General features: G+C 63.6%; 24 protein-coding genes. 13 read left to right on the top strand and 11 right to left on the bottom strand.

Translation table 11 applies throughout. The annotated features are described in order from the left end of the window. Nucleotides 1–37: 37 nt before the first annotated feature. From JOH52_RS07020 to acnA, 5 genes are all read right to left on the bottom strand, one after another. Nucleotides 38–397 carry an SRPBCC family protein gene (locus JOH52_RS07020; RefSeq protein WP_010970508.1) on the bottom strand — a complete coding sequence of 120 codons (360 nt, stop codon included), beginning with the start codon at nucleotides 395–397 and terminating at the stop codon, nucleotides 38–40. Next, nucleotides 394–708 (bottom strand): ArsR/SmtB family transcription factor, encoded by a 315-nt coding sequence (locus JOH52_RS07015; protein WP_003529706.1) that lies wholly within the window; start codon nucleotides 706–708, stop codon nucleotides 394–396. The genes JOH52_RS07020 and JOH52_RS07015 overlap by 4 nt, the downstream gene beginning before the upstream one ends. Nucleotides 709–913: 205 nt before the next feature. Next, nucleotides 914–1324 (bottom strand): DUF2794 domain-containing protein, encoded by a 411-nt coding sequence (locus tag JOH52_RS07010; RefSeq protein ID WP_013844925.1) that lies wholly within the window; start codon nucleotides 1322–1324, stop codon nucleotides 914–916. A gap of 328 nt (nucleotides 1325–1652) precedes the next feature. Next, on the bottom strand, nucleotides 1653–2471 hold the full coding sequence (locus tag JOH52_RS07005; RefSeq protein WP_010970510.1) for a DUF1223 domain-containing protein: 819 nt from the start codon (nucleotides 2469–2471) through the stop codon (nucleotides 1653–1655). Between the two features lie 242 nt (nucleotides 2472–2713). Next, the gene (gene acnA / locus JOH52_RS07000) at nucleotides 2714–5404 is read right to left on the bottom strand and encodes an aconitate hydratase AcnA (protein WP_003529712.1); all 2691 of its coding nucleotides are present in this window, start codon (nucleotides 5402–5404) and stop codon (nucleotides 2714–2716) included. A 270-nt stretch (nucleotides 5405–5674) separates the two neighbouring features. On the opposite strand from acnA, the gene ccmA reads away from it, so the two are divergent. The 5 genes from ccmA to JOH52_RS06975 are packed head-to-tail and all read left to right on the top strand — an operon-like array spanning nucleotide 5675 to nucleotide 8562. Then, entirely contained in the window at nucleotides 5675–6298 is a 624-nt protein-coding gene (gene ccmA / locus JOH52_RS06995; RefSeq protein ID WP_003529713.1) for a heme ABC exporter ATP-binding protein CcmA, read from the top strand. Further along, nucleotides 6295–6954 (top strand): heme exporter protein CcmB, encoded by a 660-nt coding sequence (gene ccmB, locus JOH52_RS06990; protein WP_003529714.1) that lies wholly within the window; start codon nucleotides 6295–6297, stop codon nucleotides 6952–6954. The genes ccmA and ccmB overlap by 4 nt, the downstream gene beginning before the upstream one ends. A gap of 59 nt (nucleotides 6955–7013) precedes the next feature. Then, a complete protein-coding gene (locus JOH52_RS06985; protein ID WP_010970511.1) occupies nucleotides 7014–7784 on the top strand; it encodes a heme ABC transporter permease in 771 nt (256 codons plus the stop codon). After that, nucleotides 7781–7957 carry a heme exporter protein CcmD gene (ccmD, locus tag JOH52_RS06980; protein ID WP_003529719.1) on the top strand — a complete coding sequence of 59 codons (177 nt, stop codon included), beginning with the start codon at nucleotides 7781–7783 and terminating at the stop codon, nucleotides 7955–7957. The genes JOH52_RS06985 and ccmD overlap by 4 nt, the downstream gene beginning before the upstream one ends. After that, nucleotides 7954–8562, top strand: a complete 609-nt coding sequence (locus tag JOH52_RS06975; RefSeq protein ID WP_003529721.1) for a DsbE family thiol:disulfide interchange protein — start codon at nucleotides 7954–7956, stop codon at nucleotides 8560–8562. The genes ccmD and JOH52_RS06975 overlap by 4 nt, the downstream gene beginning before the upstream one ends. Nucleotides 8563–8719: 157 nt before the next feature. Here JOH52_RS06975 and JOH52_RS06970 read toward each other — a convergent pair whose 3' ends face one another. From JOH52_RS06970 to dapF, 5 genes are all read right to left on the bottom strand, one after another. Next, nucleotides 8720–9313 (bottom strand): DUF2585 domain-containing protein, encoded by a 594-nt coding sequence (locus JOH52_RS06970; protein WP_003529722.1) that lies wholly within the window; start codon nucleotides 9311–9313, stop codon nucleotides 8720–8722. Further along, the gene (locus tag JOH52_RS06965; RefSeq protein ID WP_010970512.1) at nucleotides 9310–9942 is read right to left on the bottom strand and encodes a septation protein A; all 633 of its coding nucleotides are present in this window, start codon (nucleotides 9940–9942) and stop codon (nucleotides 9310–9312) included. Before JOH52_RS06965 ends, JOH52_RS06970 begins: the two co-directional genes overlap by 4 nt. Before the next feature lie 97 nt (nucleotides 9943–10039). Beyond that, a complete protein-coding gene (gene ftsY, locus JOH52_RS06960; protein WP_010970513.1) occupies nucleotides 10040–11686 on the bottom strand; it encodes a signal recognition particle-docking protein FtsY in 1647 nt (548 codons plus the stop codon). 14 nt (nucleotides 11687–11700) lie between these two features. Next, nucleotides 11701–12975: a tRNA (N(6)-L-threonylcarbamoyladenosine(37)-C(2))-methylthiotransferase MtaB gene (gene mtaB / locus JOH52_RS06955; RefSeq protein ID WP_010970514.1), complete on the bottom strand. Its 1275-nt coding sequence runs from the start codon at nucleotides 12973–12975 to the stop codon at nucleotides 11701–11703. Then, complete coding sequence (gene dapF / locus JOH52_RS06950) at nucleotides 12972–13877, bottom strand: diaminopimelate epimerase (RefSeq protein ID WP_013844926.1); 906 nt, start codon at nucleotides 13875–13877, stop codon at nucleotides 12972–12974. Before dapF ends, mtaB begins: the two co-directional genes overlap by 4 nt. A gap of 399 nt (nucleotides 13878–14276) precedes the next feature. Between dapF and ffh the strand changes: the two genes are divergently transcribed. The 5 genes from ffh (at nucleotide 14277) to trmD (ending at nucleotide 18011) form a co-directional block, all read left to right on the top strand. Then, complete coding sequence (ffh, locus tag JOH52_RS06945; RefSeq protein WP_003529739.1) at nucleotides 14277–15818, top strand: signal recognition particle protein; 1542 nt, start codon at nucleotides 14277–14279, stop codon at nucleotides 15816–15818. A 12-nt stretch (nucleotides 15819–15830) separates the two neighbouring features. Then, nucleotides 15831–16166, top strand: a complete 336-nt coding sequence (locus JOH52_RS06940; RefSeq protein ID WP_003529740.1) for a chorismate mutase — start codon at nucleotides 15831–15833, stop codon at nucleotides 16164–16166. Nucleotides 16167–16204: 38 nt separating this feature from the next. Beyond that, a complete protein-coding gene (gene rpsP, locus JOH52_RS06935; RefSeq protein ID WP_003529742.1) occupies nucleotides 16205–16579 on the top strand; it encodes a 30S ribosomal protein S16 in 375 nt (124 codons plus the stop codon). 135 nt (nucleotides 16580–16714) lie between these two features. Next, nucleotides 16715–17278, top strand: coding sequence for a ribosome maturation factor RimM (gene rimM, locus JOH52_RS06930; protein WP_010970516.1), 564 nt, complete (start codon nucleotides 16715–16717; stop codon nucleotides 17276–17278). A gap of 10 nt (nucleotides 17279–17288) precedes the next feature. Continuing rightward, the gene (gene trmD, locus JOH52_RS06925) at nucleotides 17289–18011 is read left to right on the top strand and encodes a tRNA (guanosine(37)-N1)-methyltransferase TrmD (protein ID WP_010970517.1); all 723 of its coding nucleotides are present in this window, start codon (nucleotides 17289–17291) and stop codon (nucleotides 18009–18011) included. On the opposite strand, the gene JOH52_RS06920 is transcribed toward trmD, so the two are convergent. Then, nucleotides 17993–18739 (bottom strand): sulfite exporter TauE/SafE family protein, encoded by a 747-nt coding sequence (locus JOH52_RS06920; RefSeq protein ID WP_010970518.1) that lies wholly within the window; start codon nucleotides 18737–18739, stop codon nucleotides 17993–17995. The two genes, trmD and JOH52_RS06920, sit on opposite strands and share 19 nt — an antisense overlap. Before the next feature lie 332 nt (nucleotides 18740–19071). Here JOH52_RS06920 and rplS point away from each other — a divergent pair, with 332 nt between their 5' ends. The 3 genes from rplS (at nucleotide 19072) to JOH52_RS06905 (ending at nucleotide 21432) form a co-directional block, all read left to right on the top strand. Further along, a complete protein-coding gene (rplS, locus tag JOH52_RS06915; protein WP_003529750.1) occupies nucleotides 19072–19605 on the top strand; it encodes a 50S ribosomal protein L19 in 534 nt (177 codons plus the stop codon). Nucleotides 19606–19731: 126 nt separating this feature from the next. Next, complete coding sequence (locus JOH52_RS06910) at nucleotides 19732–20541, top strand: basic amino acid ABC transporter substrate-binding protein (RefSeq protein ID WP_010970519.1); 810 nt, start codon at nucleotides 19732–19734, stop codon at nucleotides 20539–20541. Nucleotides 20542–20610: 69 nt separating this feature from the next. Continuing rightward, the gene (locus JOH52_RS06905) at nucleotides 20611–21432 is read left to right on the top strand and encodes an amino acid ABC transporter permease (RefSeq protein ID WP_017267110.1); all 822 of its coding nucleotides are present in this window, start codon (nucleotides 20611–20613) and stop codon (nucleotides 21430–21432) included. Nucleotides 21433–21437: the final 5 nt, after the last annotated feature.

The raw sequence follows: 21437 nt of genomic DNA, 5'->3' as shown, positions 1-21437 counted from the left end.
CTCCTGTCTGATGACCTTGTTTTGGTAGAATGAGACGTCAGGCGGCGCGCATCAGCCAAAGCCGATTGCTATTCGCCGCCGGCGGAGTTCGCGGAGCCAGTCGCTCATCCTCCAGCCCATGGATAATTCTAAGAATCGTGCCGCCGTCATTGTTGGGTCTGACCTGGAACGCCACGAGGCTTTCGAGAAAGGGAGGCTCGTCGTCGCGCATTTTGTAGCGGATTTCCTTGCCCGGTGCGGTGGAGACAGGCTCAGCCCCGGCCAGTTCCCGCCTGGGCAACCATCTCTCACGAAACTCAGGCATGCTGATCGCCCGCCAAACCTTTTCAGGCGCTTCATCGAGTTCGTATTCGAGCACCAGATTCCTTGCCTGCTCGTTTAGCTCCACATCGTTCATTGATCCATATCCCTCAGCAAGACCTTCAACGCATCGATCCGCGCCGGCCAGTAGGCGCGATACTTCGCCAGCCATCCGGCTATGAGCGCCAGCCCCTCCGGGTCGACCTCGTAGTTCACGAAGCGCCCCTGCCGTTCCTCCCGCACCAGCTTTGCATTACGCAATACGTGGAGGTGTTGGGACATGGCCGGCTGGCTGATGTCCATACCGTTGCGCAAGGCACTGGCGTTCATACTTCCGCTCGCCAGCTTCTCGAAGATTGCACGGCGTGTCGGGTCGGCGAGAGCTTTGAATATGTCATTCTCAATCATGACGTCAGATAAGCATACACTTATCTGATTCGCAACACTGATGGCACGCTCGGTGCAGGCGATTTGGCCCTGCCCGCCGTTTCAGGGATAAACCCGCACGCGGGGAGAGGGGACCAAGGCGAAGCGCTGCCGCTTGTCCCTTCGCCCCGCCTGCGGGGAGAAGGTGCCGGCAGGCGGATGAGGGGCAGCTCCAGTGATATGTCGGTCAGGTCTTGACGAGCTTCAGCACCTTGTCGAAGGCCTTGAGCACCTGGGCGAGCTCGTGGCCCCGCTTCAATATCGTCCCGTGAGCGTTGAGCACGCTGAAGGCGCCCTGTTTCGCGGCGAGCTTCGGGTTTTTCTCGATGCGGTAGAGGGGCACTTCTCCGGCGCGCTTGAACACCGAGAAAACGGCCCGGTCCCTCAGATGGTCGATCGCATAGTCGCGCCACTCCCCTTCGCCCACCATACGGCCGTAGACCTTGAGGATCAGGTCGAGTTCGCGGCGATGGAAGGTGACGGGCGGGGGGTTCTTGGCTTGCTTGTATTCGTGAAGATCGACGACCACCTCGGAGGTGGTCCGGCCGTAGTGACGTGCTTCGCCTCGCGGCAAATCCGTTTCATCAGTCATCGGCATTTCGGCCTTCTAATGTGACAGGACCACGACAGTGTGCCTCACACGATCGGAAAAGCAAGACGGAAGCTGTTGATCAATGTCAGCAATTCTTGGGGCTGCCGCAATTCAGTCAAAACGCCGCCCCAATTCGCCGCAACACTCCGACCGCTGCCGGACAGAGTCGTTGCCACCGTATGTCCGGCCAGCCGTCATGCTGCGGGAGGTTCTCGAACGCAGACATGGCTGGTTCGGTCCGGTAACTTCGAACCCTCAGCCCCAGCCCCTCGATGCTGCCGGGCCGAACCATCCCCTGTTCCGCCGCAAGCGAGGCGGAACGTTTCCTGCGTCCTCAGAGCTTTCCCTGTGGCCCCGCGAGAACCGTTGCAGCGCCGATGATGGCTCCGGGCGTTTCCTTGTCCTTCATCGATTGCAGCAGCACCGCGCAACCGCTGTTGCCCTGGCCTTCGATCAGGACCGAGGCGGGCAGCGTGAATTCCGCGGGCTTTCCCTCCCACATGCCGATCGTCTGGATGTCGCGAACGGCATGCCAATAGGCGATCTCCTTGCCGCTGTTCTCGCCCTTCTCGACCTTGACCACCCTTGCCCGGTCGAAATAGACGACGACGACATTCGCCCTGCCTTTGCCGGCACCGACCTTGATCGAGATTTCATCGCCGCCGATCGAGGCATCGACCGGCACCGACAGGCCCTTGCCCTTCTCGTCCATCAACGCAAGCCGGTTCCTGATGGCCGGCAGGTCCGCGCCGTTGGCATGATCGCGCCCGTTCAGGATCGCCTGCGGCGTGTAGACGCCGTAGCGGCCGAGCATCCGCGCATAGGCATATTGCCGCTCGGTATTTTCCTTGGAAGCGAGCGTGTCCGCCCATCCGAGATAATTCCAGTAGTCGACATGATAGGCGAGCGCGACGACCTCGCCTTCATCGACGAGCTTCTTGAGCGCTGCGTCCGCCGGCGGACAGGAGGAGCAGCCCTGGCTGGTGAAGAGTTCGACGACGCCCTTGATCTCCCCGCCCCCGACCGCCCCGTCCTTGACCGCCCCGTCCTTGGCCGCCCTGCCGTCATCCGCTGCGGACGCTCCGCAGAACGCACCAAACAGCCCGACCGCCAGGGTGAGACGTCGGATTGTTGGTGTGCAGGCGGATATCATGGCGTCTTTGTTCGTGCTCGTTAGAGCACTTCCGGGAAAATGTGGAACCGTTTTCCATCCGGAAGTGCGTCGTTTCAACGCGATTGCCGCGTGGGGAGACCCCTACATACGACGGGTATTCGTCAACGAAAAGTCACGTTGGAGTGACTGCCGCAAAGCCGTGGAAAACCCACGCCGAGCTGGCATGAAAAAGCCGGGACGCCGCTGTAGACGCCCCGGCTTTTCTGTTCATGACTTGCCGATCAGGCGGCGAGATCGCGCAGAACCGTCTGCAGGATGCCGCCATTGTTGACGTAGGTGACCTCGTCGAGCGTATCGATGCGGCAGATGAGCGGGACCTCCTTCACCGAGCCGTCGCCATAGGTGATCTTCGCCACGCGCTTCTCGCGCGGCTGGACGTTGGCGAGATTCTCGATCGTCACGACTTCGTCGCCCTTGAGACCCAGCGATTCCCAGGTCATGCCTTCCTCGAAGACGAAGGGGACGACGCCCATGCCGACCAGGTTCGAACGGTGGATGCGTTCGAAGGACTGGGCGATCACGGCCTTGACGCCGAGGAGGTTTGTGCCCTTGGCCGCCCAGTCACGCGAAGAGCCGTTGCCGTATTCGACGCCGGCGAAGATGACGAGCGGAACGCCCTCCTCCTTGTACTGCATGGCCGCGTCATAGATCGACATCTCCTCCTTGGAGGGATAGTGGATCGTATAACCGCCTTCCTTGCCGTTCGGGCCGAGCATGTGGTTGCGGATGCGGATATTGGCGAAGGTGCCGCGCATCATCACCTCATGATTGCCGCGGCGCGTGCCGTACTGGTTGAAGTCGGCAATCCCGACGCCATGCTCGAGGAGATAGGCGCCGGCAGGCGAGGCCGCCTTGATCGAACCGGCCGGGGAAATGTGGTCGGTTGTGATCTTGTCGCCGAAGAGACCGAGGACGCGGGCGTTCTTGATGTCGGAAATGCCGGCGCCCTTCTTGCCCATGCCGACGAAGTAGGGCGGGTTCTGGACGTAGGTGGACCCCTCGTCCCAGGCATAGGTCTGGCCGGCCGGAACCTGGACCGCCTGCCAGTTGGCGTCGCCCTTGAACACGTCCGCATACTTGGTCGCGTAGAGCTCGCGGGTGACGTATCTGAAGATGAAGTCCTGGATCTCCTGCGAAGTCGGCCAGATGTCCCTCAGGTAGACCGGTTGCCCGTCCCGGTCTTCGCCGATCGGCTCCTTCGTCAGGTCCTTCTGGACGGAACCCGCCAGCGCATAGGCGACGACGAGCGGCGGCGAGGCGAGATAGTTCGCCTGGACGTCCGGCGAGATGCGGCCTTCGAAGTTGCGGTTGCCGGAAAGCACGCCGGCGGCGATCAGGCCCTTGTCGTTGATCGTCTTGGAGATCTCCGTCGGCAGCGGGCCGGAATTGCCGATGCAGGTGGTGCAGCCGAAGCCGACCAGATTGAAGCCGAGCTTGTCGAGATCCGTCTGCAGGCCGGACTTCGACAGGTACTCGGCGACGACCTGCGATCCGGGCGCCAGCGACGTCTTGACCCAGGGCTGCGTTTTCAGGCCCTTGGCGACGGCGTTGCGGGCAAGCAGGCCGGCGGCGATCAGCACCGAGGGGTTCGAGGTGTTGGTGCAGGAGGTGATCGCGGCGATCGCGACGTCGCCATGACCGAGATCGTAGTCGGTGCCCTCGACCGCGTAGCGGTTGGCGAGCTGACCGGGCTTCTTGTAGTCGTTGTCGAGCGCCGCCGCGAAGCCGGAGGCGATGTTCTCGAGCGCGATGCGGCCCTCGGGCCGCTTGGGGCCGGCCATCGACGGCACGACGTCGCCGAGGTCGAGTTCCAGCGTGTCGGTGAAGACGAGCTCGGAACCATCCCCTTCCCGCCACATGCCCTGGGCCTTGGAGTAGGCTTCGACCAGCGCGATACGCTGTTCTTCACGGCCCGAGATGGTGAGATAGTTGATCGTCTCGGCATCGACCGGGAAGAAGCCGCAGGTGGCGCCGTATTCCGGGCCCATATTGCCGATCGTCGCGCGGTCGGCGAGCGTCATGTTGTCGAGGCCGGGGCCGAAGAATTCGACGAACTTGGAGACGACGCCCTTCTTGCGCAGCATCTGCACGACGGTAAGCACCAGGTCGGTCGCGGTCACGCCTTCCTTGAGCTTGCCGGTGAGCTTGAAGCCGATGACTTCCGGCAGGAGCATGGAAACCGGCTGGCCGAGCATCGCCGCTTCGGCTTCGATGCCGCCGACGCCCCAACCGAGCACGCCGAGGCCGTTGATCATCGTCGTGTGGCTGTCCGTGCCGACGCAGGTATCCGGATAGGCGGTGACTTCGCCGTCCTCTTCCCTGGTCCAGACGGCCTGACCCAGATATTCGAGATTGACCTGGTGACAGATGCCGGTGCCGGGCGGCACGACGCGGAAGTTCTTGAAGGCCTGCTGGCCCCATTTGAGGAAGCGGTAGCGCTCGCCGTTGCGCTGGTACTCAAGCTCGACATTGCGGGCAAAGGCGGTCGGCGTGCCGAATTCGTCAACGATCACCGAGTGGTCGATGACGAGATCGACGGGAACGAGCGGGTTGATCTTTTCCGGGTCGCCGCCAAGCGAAACCATCGCGTCGCGCATCGCCGCGAGGTCGACGACGGCGGGAACGCCGGTGAAGTCCTGCATCAGCACGCGCGCCGGGCGATAGGCGATCTCGTTCTCGGCCGTGCCCTTGTCGCCGAGCCATGCGGCGATGTTTTCGATGTCCTTCTTGGTGACCGAGCGTCCATCCTCATTGCGCAACAGGTTTTCCAGCAGAACCTTCATCGAATAGGGAAGCTTCGAAATGCCGGCGAGGCCGTTCGCCTCCGCCTTCGGCAGGCTGTAATAGACATAGTCCACGCCGTTGACCGTGAGCGTGGAGCGACAATTGAAGCTGTCTAGGGATTTGGACACTGGATGATACCCCGTTCCGTCTGATCGCCAAAAACTGACGTACGAACGCCCGAGCACCTGTGAGGCGCGAAGTGGGATGCGGGTACGGTCATTTCCGCTGTCCGTACGTGGAAGCTCGTTCCATGTTCGGCGCTTGGATGAAATTCACGCCGACCGCTGGCGTGTTGGCCGCCTTATAGATAATTTCTCCAAATCGTGCCAGACCAACCAAGGTCCAATCGGAACTTTTTTTGCTCTGCGAAAAGATACGTCAAGGGAAGCTGGAAATTCATGCGCCTCATGGCTGAAGGTTTGAGTGCGAGGCGCGGTGAGGACCTGATTTTCAACGATATTTCGTTCGCGCTGGCTGCCGGCGAGGCGCTTGTGGTGACCGGCCCGAACGGTGCCGGCAAGTCGACGCTCCTGCGCGTCCTGGCGGGGCTTCTCGAGCCGGAAGGGGGCCGCGTCCGGCTCGAGGACGGCCCCTCGGGGTTCGAGCATCCGCGCGAACTCAGCCATTATCTCGGCCACCGCAACGCGATGAAGCGCGAGCTGACTGTGGAGGAAAACCTCACCTTCTGGCAGCGCTTCCTCGGCGATTCGCCGGGCGGCTCCGGCATCGGCCTCGTCGAAGCGGCGGAGGCCGTGGGGCTCGCCGACATCATTCATCTGCCCTTCGGCTATCTTTCCGCCGGCCAGCAGCGGCGCATGGCAATGGCGAAGCTCATTGTCGCCTTCCGGCCCATCTGGCTTCTCGACGAACCGACGGCGGCGCTCGACCTCAGCGCCGACAGGCTTTTTGCCGGGCTGGTCGCCGCCCATCTCGACCGCGGCGGCATCGTCGTCGCGGCCACCCACCAGCCGCTTGGATTCGCGGGGGCGAAGAGCCTTGAAATGACGGGATTCGTCCATTGATCGCCCTCTTTTTCCGGGATCTCAAGCTTTCGGTGCGCGCCGGCGGCGGCGCGATGATCGGCGTGCTCTTTTTCATGACGGTCGTCGCGGTCATCCCCTTCGGCGTCGGCCCCGATCTGAACCTGCTCGCCCGCATCGGCCCGGCGATCCTCTGGATCGGCGCGCTGCTCGCGTCGCTGCTCGGACTCGACAGGCTCTTTCAGGCGGAGCGCGAGGACGGCTCGCTCGATCTCATCATGATGCAGGAGACGCCATTGCTTCTCGCCGTTCTCGTCAAATGCGCTGCTCATTGGACCGCCACCGGCCTGCCGCTGGTGATCGCCTCGCCCTTTCTCGGCCTGTTCATGAACATGGACGAAGGCGCCATCGGGGCCACCATGGTCACCCTGCTCGCGGGAACGCCGGCGATAACCTTCATCGGCGCGGTCGGTGCTGCGGTCGCGGTGGCGCTGCCGCGCGGCGGCCTGCTCGTCTCGATCCTCGTCCTGCCGCTTGCCATACCGGTGCTCATCTTCGGCGTCAGCGCGGTCTATGCGGCAATCGAGGATCCGGCCCCGTTTCTGCCGCCTTTCATGATATTGATGGCGATAACCCTGTTCTTCGCGGTGATCGGACCAGTGGCGGCCGCGGCGGCACTCAGGCACTCGGCCGACTGACGGGACCCGGCACCTTAGGATGAATTGCGGAAGCCGGCCTTCCGCGTTAAAGAACCGTCATGAGTGAAAGCAGCCTGGCCATACGCAAATTCAGCGATCTCGCCAACCCGACCCGGTTCCTGGCGCTGACGGATCGCGTGCTGCCCTGGCTTGCCGCTCTCACGCTGCTCGTCTTCGCGGCTGGGCTCTGGCTCTCCTTTACCACCGAAGGCGACTACCAGCAGGGCGAGACGGTGCGTATCATGTATGTGCATGTGCCTTCGGCCTGGCTTTCCATGATGTGCTACACGGTCATGGCGATCTCCGCACTCGGCACGCTCGTCTGGCGTCATCCGCTCGCCGACGTCTCGGCAAGAGCCGCAGCGCCGATCGGCGCCTGCTTCACCTTTCTGGCACTCGTCACCGGCTCGCTCTGGGGCAAGCCGATGTGGGGCACCTGGTGGGTCTGGGATGCGCGGCTGACCTCGGTCTTCGTGCTCTTCCTCATGTATCTCGGGCTGATCGCGCTGAACCGCGCCATGGATGACCCGAGCCGATCTGCGCGAGTCTCGGCCGTGCTTATCCTCGTCGGTTTCGTCAACATCCCGATCATCAAGTTCTCGGTCGAGTGGTGGAACACGCTGCATCAGCCCGCAAGCGTCATACGCCTCGACGGGCCGACGATCGATCCGGAATTCCTGCGGCCGCTCATCGTCATGGCGATCGCCTTCACGCTCCTGTTCTTCACCCTGCATATCGCTGCCATGCGCAACGAGATCTGGCGCCGTCGCGTGGCCTCGCTCAGGCGCCAGGCGGCGCGCAATGCCGGCCGGGAGCAGCTTACGCCATGATGAGCCATGCCGCCTATGTCGTCGCCAGCTACGCGGTTGCCGCCGCCACGGTAGCCGGACTCATCCTGTGGGTCCTTACCGACGGCCGCGCCCGCAGGCGCGAATTGCAGCAGCTCGAGGCCGCCGGGATCCGCCGCCGCTCCGCGGCAGGGCCAGCCGGAGGGGGCAAATGACGGACGCTGAGACGCCGCAGGACGAGCGCAGGCCCGGAGCCCTCCGTTATCTCATGGCGGCGCTTCCGCTCCTCATCTTCGCGGTGCTCGCACTCATCTTCTGGAGCCAGTTGAACTCCGGCAGGGACGTCAGCGAAATCCCCTCGGCGCTGATCGGCACCAAGGCGCCGATGCTCGCCATGCCCCCGCTCGAAGGGGCTGCAACGCCGTCGGGCGAGCCGATGCCGGCTCTCGACGACGCGGCGGTGAAGGGCAAGCTCACGCTCGTCAATGTCTGGGCTTCCTGGTGCGTCCCCTGCCGGCAGGAGCATCCGATCATCCTCGAATTGTCGAAGGACCCGCGCCTCAACGTCGTCGGCATCAATTACAAGGACCGGAACGAGAACGCGCTGAGGTTCCTCGGCGAACTCGGCAATCCTTTCTCGGCGATCGGCGTCGATCCGAACGGCAAGGCGGCGATCAACTGGGGCGTCTACGGCATCCCGGAGTCCTTCCTCGTCGCCGCCGACGGCACGATCCTCTACAAGCGCGCCGGCCCCTTCGACGAGAAGAGCCTCCGGGAAGGGCTGATGCCGGCGATCGAGAAGGCGCTTGCGGGTTCGTAGTCGCAGCTGCCCCTCATCCGGCCTGCCGGCACCTTCTCCCCGCAAGCAGGGCGAAGGAGACTCGCGGCGGCCCCGCATGTCCCTTCTCCCCGTTGAACGGGGAGAAGGTGGCGGCAGCCGGACGAGGGGCAAATGCCGGAGAGAGGGAGCCGTTAGTCTAAACCCCCGCCTGCCATGCCTTCACCGCATCGAGCGGCCAGACCAGCATCAGCACGTTGAGCGTCAGGTTGTCGCGCACCATGTAGCCGGTGAAGAGTTCGAGAACGATGGCGATCGCGACCGTGGCTGCCACCGGGAGCCGCGAAGCGATGAGGAAGCCGACAGCCATGGCGAGCGTATCCATGGCCGAATTCAGGATGCTGTCGCCGAAATAATCGAGCGAGATCGTCGCGGCGCGGTAGCGGTTGATTACCATCGGCGTGTTCTCGGCGATCTCCCAGGCGGACTCTATCACGGTTGCGAGAAGCAGGCGCGCGCTCCAGGGCTTGCCGCGCATGAGAAGGTGACCGAGGCCGTAGAAGAGAAAGCCGTGGATGACATGGGACGGCGTGTACCAGTCGGAAAGGTGTTGGGAGTTACCGCTGGATTTGACGACGCCTTCCCAGAGCTTGATGTAGCCGCATTCGCAGATCCATAGCCGCCCCATCAGATGCTGCACGAGGACCTGGATTGCCAGCACGCCGAGGCAGGCAAGCAACCAGAGCGCCGCTCTTCGCTGCTTGTCGTCCTGCGAGCCGGCCGCGATCGTCACTCCGCGCTATCCTGTTCGAGCGAGTGCTTCATGATCAGCGGCATCTGGGCGAGCGTGAAGAGGATGGTGATCGGCATGGTGCCCCAGACCTTGAAGGCGACCCAGAAATCCGTCGAGAAGGAGCGCCAGATCACCTCGTTGAGCACGGCGAGGAACAGGAAGAACACACCCCAGCGGATCGTCAGCTTCCGCCATCCCTCCTCGTCCAGCTTGAAGGCGGCGTGGAAGACGTAGCCGAGCAGCGATTTGCCGAACAGGAGCCCGCCGAGCAGGATCGCGCCGAAGAGCGTGTTGACGATGGTCGGCTTCATCTTGATGAAGGTGTCGTTCTGCAGCCAGAGCGTCAGCGCGCCGAAGACGAAGACGACGATACCGGAGACGAGCGGCATCATCGGCAGCGTGCGTGTCATGATCCATGAAGCAATCAGCGCCGCCGCCGTTGCCGCCATGAAGAGGCCCGTCGCTATGAAGATCGGCCCGCCGAGCTCGGCCAGCGCAGGAAAGCGGCCAGCCAGCCACTCGCCCCGCGAATTGGCGAAGAAGAAGACCATCAGGGGGCCGAGTTCCAGCACGAGCTTGAGCAGCGGGCTTACCTCTGTCTTCGGCTTGGCGGCCTCGATCGTCGACATGTGCGGATCCTGTTCTGTCATCTTCTGCCGCTCATAGCATCAGGATTGCGGCAAAACCATATCAACCGCGGTTTTGACGCAAACCTCCCCCGCTTCGTCAAGGAGCCGCAACACCGGCGATCGCCTCGGCGAATTCCTTGGCTTCGAACGGTTCGAGGTCGTCGATCCCTTCGCCGACGCCGATGAAATAGACCGGCAGCTTGTGCTTGGCGGAGATCGCCACCAGAATGCCGCCGCGTGCCGTGCCGTCCAGCTTGGTCATGATCAAGCCGCTGACGCCGGCGACGTTGCGGAATATCTCGACCTGCTGCAGGGCGTTCTGCCCGGTCGTCGCGTCGAGCGTCTGCAGCACCGTATGCGGCGCGTCCGGATCGAGTTTTCCGAGAACGCGCACGATCTTTTCGAGCTCCGCCATCAGTTCGGCCTTGTTCTGCAGCCGCCCGGCGGTGTCGATGATCAGTACGTCCGCCTTCTGCTCGCGGGCACGCTGGAACGCCTCGTAGGCAAGCCCCGCCGCATCGGCGCCGAGCTTCGAGGAGACGATTTCGGATTTCGTCCGTTCGGCCCAGATCTTCAGCTGCTCAATCGCCGCAGCTCGGAAAGTATCGCCGGCGGCCAGCATGACTTTGAGTCCCGCGCCGGAAAGCTTTGCCGCCAGCTTGCCGATCGTCGTCGTCTTGCCGGTTCCGTTGACGCCGACGACGAGAATCACGTGCGGCTTGTGGCTGAGATCGAGTTCCAGCGGCCTGGCGACCGGCGCCAGCACCTTGGTGATCTCGCCGGCCATGATGCGCGAAACGTCCTCGCCGGACACATCCTTGCCATAGCGCTCCGAGGCGAGCGTGTCGGTGATGCGCATCGCCGTCTCGACGCCGAGGTCCGCCTGGATCAACAGGTCCTCGAGATCCTGCAGCGTCGCCTCGTCGAGCTTGCGCTTGGTGAAGAGGCTGGCGATCTGGCCGGTGAGTTGCGACGAGGTGCGCGCAAGGCCCAGGCGAAGGCGCTGGTACCAGTTGAGCTTGGCTTGCGGGGCGGGTCCTTCTTCCCTGGGGCGCCTCTCGGCAGCGGCGAAGCCTTTGGGAAGGCTGGGTGCGAGGGGCTCGGATGGAGGCTCGCCCCCCTCTGCCCTGCCGGGCATCTCCCCCTCAAGTGGGGAGATTGGAGGAGGATTGCTCTCGTCCTCCGACGCCGCCTTTTCATCTGCCGAAGAGCCAGCGCCCCGGTCGTCTACGTCAATCACCACCTCTTCGACGTCGGCTGCGACGGCGGCTTCGCGCTCCTCCTGCTCTCCCCCCTTAAGGGGGAGATGTCCCGAAGGGACAGAGGGGGGTGCCGAGAGCTCATCGACAGTCGTTGGGTGTTCGGAAGGAGGTTCATCCCCTTCTGCCCTGCCGGGCATCTCCCCCGCAGGGGGGGAGATCGGGTGCGGGACGCTCTCGTCCTCCTCCACGGTGTTTTCATCCGCGGCGGGAGCAGTGCTCGCAGGTGCTTCCTCGCTCGTGGTTTCGCTCGTCGGCGTGCTTGGCTCGAGGGAAACATCGCGATCGTCTGTGCCAGCTTCCGTTGCCTCGGCTGCGCTACGATTTTCCTCGACGGGTGCCTGGGTCCCGCCCTGTTCTCCCGAAGGGACGGAGGGGTTTACCGCGACCTCATCGGAAACGGCCGTCTCCTGCGGCGGCGCCGGTTTCTCTTCGACGGCATCCTTGCCGAAGGAGAAGATCTTCTTGATGAAACCAATCGCCATGGGAATGTCCGCTATCAGGCCGCAGCCATCTGTTTGCGCTCGATCGTCAAATGCTTGCCATTGTGGCCGGTGATTCCGACTGCAACAAGCGACCGCGGCTCAAGGCCGGCCGCGTCTACGAGCGTGAAGTTTTCCGTATGTGCCAGACCGTTCATCTCCACCAGGATCGTCTGGCTGCTGCCGATCATGCCCTCGAGGTGGCCCGCATGAAGCTCCGCCCCCTTCGCACGCAGGCGCGCGGCACGCTCCTTGACAAGCGCGCGGTCGAGTTGCGGCATGCGGGCGGCCGGGGTGCCGGGGCGCGGGCTGTAGGGGAAGACGTGAAGATGCGCGATGCCGCAATCCTCGGCGAGCCGCATGGCATTCTCGAACATCGGCTCGGTCTCGGTCGGAAATCCGGCGATCATGTCCGCACCTAGGCTGATCCCGGGGCGCAGGCGCCGGACCTCGTCGCAGAAGGCACGCGCATCGGCGCTCGAATGCCGCCGCTTCATGCGCTTCAGGATCAGGTCGTCGCCGTGCTGCAGCGAAAGATGCAGGTGCGGCATGAAGCGCGGCTCCTCGGCGATGAGGTCGAGGAGGTGGCCGTCCGCCTCGATGCTGTCTATGGAGGAAAGCCGCAGGCGGAGGATTTCCGGCACCTGTTTCAGCAAGGTCTTCGCGAGAAGCCCGAGGGTCGGCGTTCCGGGCAGATCGGCGCCGTAGCTCGTGGCATCGACTCCGGTCAGAACGATCTCGCGATAGCCGCTTTCGGCAAGGCGTCTCGCCTGGTCCACGACGGCGCCCATCGGCACGGAGCGCGAATTGCCGCGGCCATAGGGAATGATGCAGAAGGTGCAGCGGTGGTCGCAACCGTTCTGCACCTGGATGAAGGCGCGCACGTGCCCGTCGATGTGCTTCACCATCTGCGGTGCGGTGGCGCGCACGCTCATGATGTCGTTGACACGGAGTTTCTCCTCGGCCGAGACGCCGAAGTCCGGCAGCGAGCGATAGGAAACGCTTGCGAGCTTCTCCTCGTTGCCGAGCACCGCGTCCACCTCTGCCATTTCGGCGAAAGTTTCCTTCTCGGTCTGGGCGGCGCAGCCGGTGACGATGATACGGGCGTGCGGATTTTCGCGCCGCGCGCGGCGGATCGCCTGGCGCGCCTGGCGCACGGCCTCGGCGGTGACGGCGCAGGTGTTGACGAGGACGGCGTTGTTCAGCCCCGCCTTTTCGGCCTCCGCCCGCATCACTTCCGATTCATAGGTGTTGAGGCGGCAGCCGAAGGTTATGACCTCGACGCCGCTCAAAGGGCTCTCGCTCCGTTGTCGCCGCTCTCCGGCTCGTTGCGTGCAAAGATGCCGGTGACGGGATCGACGGTGCCGGACCATTCCCATTCGGCCGGCCCGGTCATGATGACGTGGTCGTCGCGCTCGCGCCATTCGATCTTGAGCGGACCGCCGGGCACGTTCACGGTAACCATCCGCTCGGTCCGGCCGGTTCTCGCGCCGTTGACGGCGGCGGCACAGGCGGCCGAACCGCAGGCAAGCGTCAGGCCGGCGCCGCGTTCCCAGGTCCTAAGGTCCATCTCCTGGCGGGAGCGGATGCGGGCGATCGAGATGTTGGCGCGCTCGGGGAAGATCGGATGGTTCTCGAGGAGTGGTCCGAACCGGTCCAGCTCGTAGCTCCACACATCGTTCTCGACCCAGAAGATCGCATGCGGATTGCCCATGGATGCGACCGAGGGGGAATGCAGCACGGGCGCATCGATCGGCCCGATCTGCAGCTCGATGCGCCGCGTGTCGTGGAATTCCTCCGCGAGCGGGATCTGGTCCCAGCCGAAACGCGGCTTTCCCATATCGACCGAGATCGTGCCGTTGTCGTGTTCCTTCGCTTCGAGAAGTCCCGCGACCGTATGGAACAGGAAGGCTTTCCTGCCGGTCTCGGCCGCAAGCGCCTGCACGACGCATCGGGTGCCGTTGCCGCAGGCCTGGGCCATCGACCCGTCGGAATTGACGATGTCTATCCAGGCATCGGTGCCGGCGGACTTCGGGTCATGGATCGCCATGATCTGGTCGAACTCGGTCGCCGGGTCGGCATTGAGCGCGATCGCTGCCTGAGGCGTCACGCGATCCTTGCGCCCGCGCATGTCCACCACCAGGATCTTGTTTCCAAGCCCGTTCATCCTGGCAAATTGCACCTGATCGCCCATGTCGCGCTGGTCCAAACCCTGGCCCCCGATCGGGAGGCGCCCTTCATTCGGGCTGTATATGGCGGAAAAGCCCGGAAATTACCAGTGCCGCCTTTCCAGCTGCCGGAGCGCGAGGCGCAATTGCATGACCGGGCGGACCGCCTCGAAGTGTCGCGCGTGCTCGATCCTTGACTTTTCTTCCGGTTTCCTGTTTATCGCGACGAATTCCTTCGCAAGTGATGACTTCCGAAGCCACCGACCGGGCCCCGCAAAGGTATAAAGAGAGCCCGGAGGTCAACACCCGACAGCGCGTTGCGCCCTCGGGTGGTTTTTGGCTTTGCGCCTTGTTTTCCGCGCGAAGGGACCCACGTTTCCGGACGAGCCGACCTATCGCAATCCGGAGACAAGAAGGAAGAGAATATGTTCGAGAGCCTCCAGGACCGTCTTGGTTCCATATTGAATGGACTGACCGGCCGCGGCGCCCTGTCGGAAGCCGATGTTTCCGCAGCGCTTCGGGAGGTTCGCCGTGCGCTGCTCGAAGCGGACGTGGCGCTCGACGTGGTGCGGTCCTTCACGGAGAAGGTTCGCGAAAAGGCGGTCGGCGCCGAAATCGTAAAGTCGATCAAGCCCGGCCAGATGGTCGTCAAGATCGTTCATGACGAGCTCATAGCGATGCTCGGCTCCGAGGGCGTGACGATCGATCTCAATGCGGCGGCTCCGGTCGTCATCATGATGGTCGGCCTGCAGGGCTCGGGCAAGACGACGACGACCGGCAAGATCGCCAAGCGGCTGACCGCGCGGGACAAGAAGAAGGTCCTGATGGCCTCGCTCGATACCCGCCGCCCGGCCGCGCAGGAACAGTTGCGCCAGCTCGGCGTGCAGACCGGCGTCGATACGCTTCCGGTCATCGCCGGCCAGTCGCCGACCGACATTGCCGCACGTGCCGTGCAGGCGGCCAAGCTCGGCGGCCACGACATCGTCATCCTCGACACCGCCGGCCGCACCCATATCGACGAGCCGCTGATGATCGAGATGGCGGAGATCAAGCGGAAATCCAACCCGCATGAGATCCTGCTCGTCGCCGATGCGCTGACCGGACAGGACGCCGTCAACCTCGCCCGCAACTTCGACGAACGCGTCGGCATCACCGGCCTGGTGCTGACCCGCATGGACGGCGATGGCCGCGGCGGTGCGGCGCTCTCCATGCGCGCCGTCACGGGCAAGCCGATCAAGCTCATCGGCGTCGGCGAGAAGATGGACGAACTCGAGGAGTTCCATCCCCGCCGCGTCGCCGACCGCATCCTCGGCATGGGCGACATCGTCTCGCTCGTCGAGAAGGCGGCGGAGAATATCGACGCCGAAAAGGCGGCCGCCATGGCCGCCAAGATGGCCAAGGGCAAGTTCGACCTCAACGACCTCGCCGATCAGCTGCAGCAAATGCAGAAGATGGGCGGCATGGGCGGCATCATGGGTCTGATGCCCGGTATGGCCGGCATGAAGGACAAGATGTCCGCCGCCGGCCTGGATGACTCGCTCTTCAAGCGCCAGCTCGCGATCATCTCCTCGATGACCAGGGCGGAGCGCGCCAATCCGGATATTCTCAAGCATTCGCGCAAGAAGCGCATCGCCAGCGGCTCCGGCACCGATGCCTCCGACATCAACAAGCTTCTGAAAATGCACCGCCAGATGGCGGACATGATGAAGATGATGGGCGGCAAGGGCAAAGGCGGCATGATGAAGCAGATGATGGGCGGCCTCGCCGGCAAGATGGGTCTCGGGGGTTTAAGCGGCGGAATGCCCGATCTCTCGAAGATGGATCCGAAGCAGCTCGAGGCCCTGCAGAAGCAGGCCGAGGCCGCGGGTCTCGGCAAGCCCGGCGGCGGCCTGCCTGGTCTTGGCGGTGGTTTGCCCGGTCTGGGCGGCGGTTTCCCCGGCCTCCCCGGCCTACCGAAGAAGAAGTGAGGATCGCGACGAATGCTTGATCCCGAGATCAAAGAGGAATTGGCGAGCTACCGGCAGTCGATCGACAATATCGATGCCGCGCTCGTCCACATGCTGGCCGAACGCTTCCGCTGCACCAAGGCGGTTGGCGTGCTCAAGGCCAAGCACCAGCTGCCGCCGGCCGATCCGGCGCGCGAAGAATACCAGATCGAACGCCTCCGCCACCTGGCGAAAGACGCCAATCTGGATCCGGATTTCGCCGAGAAGTTCCTGAACTTCATCATCAAGGAAGTCATCCGGCATCATGAAGCCATCGCCGCCGATTGCTCGCAGAACGCGGGCAGCGCCGGCACCACCCATTCCGCTTGAGTCAAGCGGTCAAGAAAGCCTGCAAGGAGTAAATTGAAATGGCACTGAAAATTCGTCTCGCCCGCGGCGGTTCCAAGAAGCGTCCCTATTACCAGATCGTCGTTGCCGACGCGCGCAGCCCGCGTGACGGCCGCTTCCTTGAAAAGCTCGGCTCCTGGAACCCGATGCTTGCCAAGGACGACGAAAAGCGCATCGAACTGAACGCCGAGCGCGTTCAGCACTGGATCGCCCAAGGCGCCCAGCCGACCGACCGCGTAATGCGCTTCCTCGACCAGGCCGGCCTTGCCAAGCGCCCGGCCCGCAACAACCCGACCAAGGCGCAGCCCGGCAAGAAGGCACAGGAACGTGCCGCTGAAGCCAAGCAGAAGGCCGAAGAAGCAGCCGCTGCAGCTTCGGAAGCAGCCGCGGAATAATTTCCGACGACCGGCATTGAAAACGGGCGGCATTTCCATGCCGCCCGTTTTGCTTTATGTGCACCGGAAAATCGCATGTTCTCATCCCGATGTGGTTCAGGAAACATGCAGCACGTTCACCCTGGATGCCCGACGATGACACAGCTGAAGAACCCTGTCTTGATGGCGACGATCGGCGCGGCGCAAGGGCTGCGCGGCGAGGTGCGGGTAAAGTCCTTCACCGACGATCCGGCCGCACTCGGCGACTATGGCAACCTCCACAGCGAGGACGGCCGCGTCTTCGAGGTGCTTGAGATCCGCGAGGCCAAGAACGTGGTCGTCGTGCGGTTTCGGGGCATCAACGACCGGACCGCTGCCGAAGCGCTCAACGGTCTCGAACTCTTCATCGAGCGCGACAATCTCCCCGACGACGATCTCGACGAGGACGAATTCTTCTACGCAGACCTCGAGGGTCTGGAAGCGGTCGACCGCACCGGCAAGAGCTATGGTTCGGTGACCGGCGTCTTCGATTTCGGCGCTGGCGATCTCCTCGAACTGAAGGGCCCGGGCCTCAGGCCGGTGCTTATTCCCTTCACCGAATGGTCGGTACTCGAAATCGACCTCGAAGCGGGCAAGCTCGTCATCGACCCGACCGCCGCCGGGCTCGTCGACGACGAGAAGAGCGGGCCCGGCAAGCCCTTTCCGACCAAGCGCAAGTGAGCCCAAGGCAATGCCCTTTCGCGCGACTGTCCTGACGCTCTACCCGGAGATGTTTCCGGGGCACCTCGGCGTTTCGCTCGCCGGAAAGGCGCTGGAACGCGGAGACTGGTCGATGGAGGCCGTGCAGATTCGCGACTTTGCCGGCGACAAGCACCGCACCGTCGACGATACGCCGGCGGGCGGCGGTGCCGGAATGGTACTGAAGCCCGACGTTCTTGCCCGCGCCATCGATCATGTCGCTGCAGACGACGGGCGGCCGCGGCTTCTGATGAGCCCGCGCGGACGGCCGCTGACGCAGGAACGGGTGCGGGCGCTGGCCGCCGGTCCCGGCGCAGTCGTCGTTTGCGGACGTTTCGAGGGCGTCGACCAGCGGGTAATCGACACGCGTGGACTCGAGGAAGTCTCGATCGGCGACTACATTCTTTCCGGCGGGGAGCCGGCAGCACTCGTTCTGCTCGACGCCGTGGTGCGTATCCTGCCGGGCGTCATGGGCAATCAGCTTTCAGGTGTCCACGAGAGCTTCGAGGGAGGGCTCCTCGAACATCCCCACTACACGCGTCCGCAGATCTTCGAAGGTCACGAAATCCCGGCCGTCCTCACCTCCGGCAACCACGCGGCCGTTGCGCAGTGGCGGGAAGCGACGGCGCGCCGGCTGACGGCGGAACGCCGGCCCGACCTTCTGGAACGGGCCCGGCATCCGAAGCGTGATCCGCCTCAGCCCGTGAAGAAATAATAGGCCGCCAGCAGCAGACCCACCGCCACCACCACGGCGCGGATGACCGCCTGCGGGACGCGTCGTGCCGCCCACACACCCATATAGCCGCCAAGAGCTGCGCCCGGCACCATGATCGCCGCGTGCAGCCAGGAGACGACGCCACCCGCGGCGAAAACCACGATGGCGATTGCGGCGATGACGATGGAGATGAAGTTCTTGAGTGCGTTCAGCCGGTGGTAGCCGCCGCCGGTGGCAAGCCCGAGCACGGCAAGCATCATGATGCCCATGCCGGCGCCGAAAAAGCCGCCATAGACGGAGGTCGCCAGCTGGCTCGCCACGCCCAGCGGGCCGATGCGATGCTCGTCGCTGCGCGCCTTCGGCTTCAGGAGGGGGCCGGCGGCGAAGATCGCCGTTGCCGCGATCAGCAGCCAGGGCACCATTGCACGGAAGGCCGGATTGGAGAGCGACAGCAGCAGAAGCGCGCCGGCGAGCCCGCCGATCGCCGAAATGATACCGAGGACGATGGCGTTCTTCCGGTCGGCGCGGATCTCCTTGGCATAGGCAAGCGTCGACGTGATATAGCCTGGGAACTGGATGATGGACGAGGTCGCGTTGGCGACGATCGGCGGCAGCCCGCCAAGCGTCATCGCTCCGAAAGTCAGGAAGGTGCCGCCACCGGCAATGGCATTGACGACGCCGGACAGGAAGCCGGCGACGAAGAGCAAAAAGACCTGGAGCAACGTCATGGCTTTCCCCCGAAACACGTGAATCGGGATAGCCGGTGGCGCGGTCGACCGCAAGTCCGTGATACATCGGGGCCCTCCCCATCTTTCCCCACAGGCGGGAGGGGGTGGGGAGGGGCATTCTTGAGGCGGGCGTGCGACAAAATCCGCTTTCGGGGATGACAAGGCCGGCCATATGGTGTATGTGCCGGCCCGGTTCGGGTTCCTTGCCCGTCGACCGTCAACAAAGAATGGCGAATACGCTCCTGCCGCAAATGCGGCAAGGCCTGAAGGGAAGTCCGACAGGCCGATCGAGAGCGCTCTGGCTGTTTCAGAAAAACGCAAAGGTTAGACCGATGAACATCATCCAGCAGCTGGAAGCCGAACAGGCCGCCAAGATCGCCGCAAAGCGCACCCTTCCCGAATTCTCCCCGGGCGACACCGTCCGCGTCAATGTACGCGTTGTCGAAGGCAACCGCACCCGCGTACAGGCTTACGAAGGCGTCTGCATCGCCCGTTCCGGCGGCGGCATCAACGAGAGCTTCACCGTTCGCAAGATTTCCTACGGTGAAGGCGTCGAGCGCGTATTCCCCGTCTACTCCCCGCTCGTCGAGAGCGTAGATGTGGTTCGCCGCGGTAAGGTCCGCCGCGCCAAGCTCTACTATCTGCGCGACCGCCGCGGCAAGTCGGCTCGTATCGTAGAAAACACCGGCACCCGCGCCCGCAAGCTGAACGACGCCGAGCGCCAGGCCGTTGTCGAGGAGAAGGCACGCATCGAGGCTGAAAAGGTCGCAGCCGCCCAGGCTCTGGCCGCCGAGAAGGCAGCAGCCGAAGCCGCCGAGGCAAAGGCAGCGGAAGAAGCAAAGGCTGCGGAAGCCGCAGCAGAATAAGTTTTCGACTCTTCAGAGTTGTGCGGAAAGGCGGTCCTCGGGCCGCCTTTCTTTTTGGTATCAGCCGCTTGTGCTCCCCATAGATTTTATGACATTTTCTGTCGCCACAATCTGGGAGTTCCTCCAATGACAATTCGTCGCCACGTGCTTGCGGGCATTGCCGCAGTTCTTGCCGTTCCATTCGCAGTCTCTGCGCCCGTTTTCGCCAGCGACCTGCCCGACCTCGGCGGCAAGACGGTCGTCGTGGTGACGGAGAATGCCTATCCGCCGCTGCAGTTCGTCGATCCGAAATCCGGCCAGGCCATCGGTTGGGAATATGACGCGATGAACGAGATCGCCAAGCGCTTGAATTTCAAGGTCGAGTACCAGAACACGAGCTGGGATGCGATGATCCAGGCGGTTTCCGACGGTCAATACCAGATCGGCATGACCGGAATCACCATCAAGGACGACCGCAAGGAGAAGGTCGATTTCTCGGATCCCTATATGCGCTCGCAGCAGTTCATGCTGGTGCGCGGCGACGAGACCCGCTTCGACGATGCCAAGAGCTTCGCAGCGCTCGAAAGCGGTCTGGTCGGCGCCCAGCCCGGGACTTCGCCTTTCTACACGGCCGTCTACGAGGTTCTCGACGGCAACGAGCAGAACCCGCGCATCAAGCTGTTCGAAACCTTCGGTGCGACGGTGCAGGCGCTGAAGGCCGGCGACGTCGATCTGGTCTTGACCGACAGTGTCGCGGCCAAGGGTTATGTGGATTCCTCCGACGGCCAGCTCAAGGTGGTCGGCGAGCCGCTCGGCACCGAGGATTTCGGCTTCATCTTCCCGAAGGGATCGGAACTCGTCGCGCCGGTCAATGCCGCCATCAAGGCGCTCAAGGAGGACGGCACCTTCGACGCGCTCAACAAGAAGTGGTTCCTCGACTACAAGATGGGCGGCTGACCGCCGGAACGGGATAAAACGCATGTGCGGTTTTCCGCCCACGTCCCGCTTCCACCTACTGGAATTGAAATGACGCCGGTCCAATCATCCGACACTTCCGGGAAGGACGATTATCCCTGGTGGCTGATCGCCCTTCTCGTGATCGCTGCGGCACTGGCCGCGGTCATCGCCGCCAATGATATCTTCACGCAGGTATTCACCGTCGTCCTGAAGGGGTTGGGCGTCACCGTTTTCGTCACTCTCGTCGGTTTCGTGCTCGCAACGGTGCTCGGCCTCGGCGTGGCCCTGATGGCGCTTTCCGAGCATGTGGTCCTGCGCCAGATCGCGCGCTTCTATACGGAAGTCATCCGCGGCGTACCGATCCTCGTGCTGCTGTTCTATATCGCCTTCGTCGGCGCGCCTGCGCTGGTGACGGTCGCGAATTTCGTGGCGGCGCCGCTGATTTCGGCGGGCTGGATCGAGCCGTTCGTCGTTAGCGACGTGTCGCTGATGTGGCGGGCAATCATGGCGCTGATGATCGGCTATTCGGCCTTCATCGCCGAAGTCTTCCGCGCCGGCATCCAGTCGGTCGACAAGGGCCAGGTGGAGGCGGCAAAGGCGCTCGGGCTCTCCCGCTACCAGCGCTTTCGCCTCGTCGTCTTTCCGCAGGCGATCCGCGTCATCCTGCCGCCGCTCGGCAACGACTTCGTGGCGATGGTCAAGGATTCCTCCCTCGTCTCGGTGCTCGGCGTCGCCGACATCACCCAGATGGGCAAGGTCTATGCCTCAGGCTCCTTCCGCTTCTTCGAGACCTATTCCATCGTCGCCTATGTCTATCTCGTGCTGACGATTGGGTTGTCGCTGGCCCTTCGGGCGGTCGAGCGGCGGTTGAGGCGGTCGCAAGTGCGATAGGCAAG

The organism is Sinorhizobium meliloti (genome assembly GCF_017876815.1).
Classification (GTDB): Bacteria; Pseudomonadota; Alphaproteobacteria; order Rhizobiales; family Rhizobiaceae; genus Sinorhizobium; species Sinorhizobium meliloti.
The sequence above is the reverse complement of the archived record's forward strand: the minus strand, read 5'-3'. Positions and strand labels throughout refer to the sequence as shown.

Bases quoted from the DNA above. Each gene is read 5' to 3' on its own strand.
- JOH52_RS07020 (WP_010970508.1), bottom strand. From the start codon at position 397: ATGAACGATGTGGAGCTAAACGAGCAGGCAAGGAATCTGGTGCTCGAA.
- JOH52_RS07015 (WP_003529706.1), bottom strand. From the start codon at position 708: ATGATTGAGAATGACATATTCAAAGCTCTCGCCGACCCGACACGCCGT.
- JOH52_RS07010 (WP_013844925.1), bottom strand. From the start codon at position 1,324: ATGCCGATGACTGATGAAACGGATTTGCCGCGAGGCGAAGCACGTCAC.
- JOH52_RS07005 (WP_010970510.1), bottom strand. From the start codon at position 2,471: ATGATATCCGCCTGCACACCAACAATCCGACGTCTCACCCTGGCGGTC.
- ccmA (WP_003529713.1), top strand. From the start codon at position 5,675: ATGCGCCTCATGGCTGAAGGTTTGAGTGCGAGGCGCGGTGAGGACCTG.
- JOH52_RS06985 (WP_010970511.1), top strand. From the start codon at position 7,014: ATGAGTGAAAGCAGCCTGGCCATACGCAAATTCAGCGATCTCGCCAAC.
- ccmD (WP_003529719.1), top strand. From the start codon at position 7,781: ATGATGAGCCATGCCGCCTATGTCGTCGCCAGCTACGCGGTTGCCGCC.
- JOH52_RS06975 (WP_003529721.1), top strand. From the start codon at position 7,954: ATGACGGACGCTGAGACGCCGCAGGACGAGCGCAGGCCCGGAGCCCTC.
- JOH52_RS06965 (WP_010970512.1), bottom strand. From the start codon at position 9,942: ATGTCGACGATCGAGGCCGCCAAGCCGAAGACAGAGGTAAGCCCGCTG.
- ftsY (WP_010970513.1), bottom strand. From the start codon at position 11,686: ATGGCGATTGGTTTCATCAAGAAGATCTTCTCCTTCGGCAAGGATGCC.
- dapF (WP_013844926.1), bottom strand. From the start codon at position 13,877: ATGGGCGATCAGGTGCAATTTGCCAGGATGAACGGGCTTGGAAACAAG.
- ffh (WP_003529739.1), top strand. From the start codon at position 14,277: ATGTTCGAGAGCCTCCAGGACCGTCTTGGTTCCATATTGAATGGACTG.
- JOH52_RS06940 (WP_003529740.1), top strand. From the start codon at position 15,831: ATGCTTGATCCCGAGATCAAAGAGGAATTGGCGAGCTACCGGCAGTCG.
- rpsP (WP_003529742.1), top strand. From the start codon at position 16,205: ATGGCACTGAAAATTCGTCTCGCCCGCGGCGGTTCCAAGAAGCGTCCC.
- rimM (WP_010970516.1), top strand. From the start codon at position 16,715: ATGACACAGCTGAAGAACCCTGTCTTGATGGCGACGATCGGCGCGGCG.
- trmD (WP_010970517.1), top strand. From the start codon at position 17,289: ATGCCCTTTCGCGCGACTGTCCTGACGCTCTACCCGGAGATGTTTCCG.
- JOH52_RS06920 (WP_010970518.1), bottom strand. From the start codon at position 18,739: ATGACGTTGCTCCAGGTCTTTTTGCTCTTCGTCGCCGGCTTCCTGTCC.
- rplS (WP_003529750.1), top strand. From the start codon at position 19,072: ATGAACATCATCCAGCAGCTGGAAGCCGAACAGGCCGCCAAGATCGCC.
- JOH52_RS06910 (WP_010970519.1), top strand. From the start codon at position 19,732: ATGACAATTCGTCGCCACGTGCTTGCGGGCATTGCCGCAGTTCTTGCC.
- JOH52_RS06905 (WP_017267110.1), top strand. From the start codon at position 20,611: ATGACGCCGGTCCAATCATCCGACACTTCCGGGAAGGACGATTATCCC.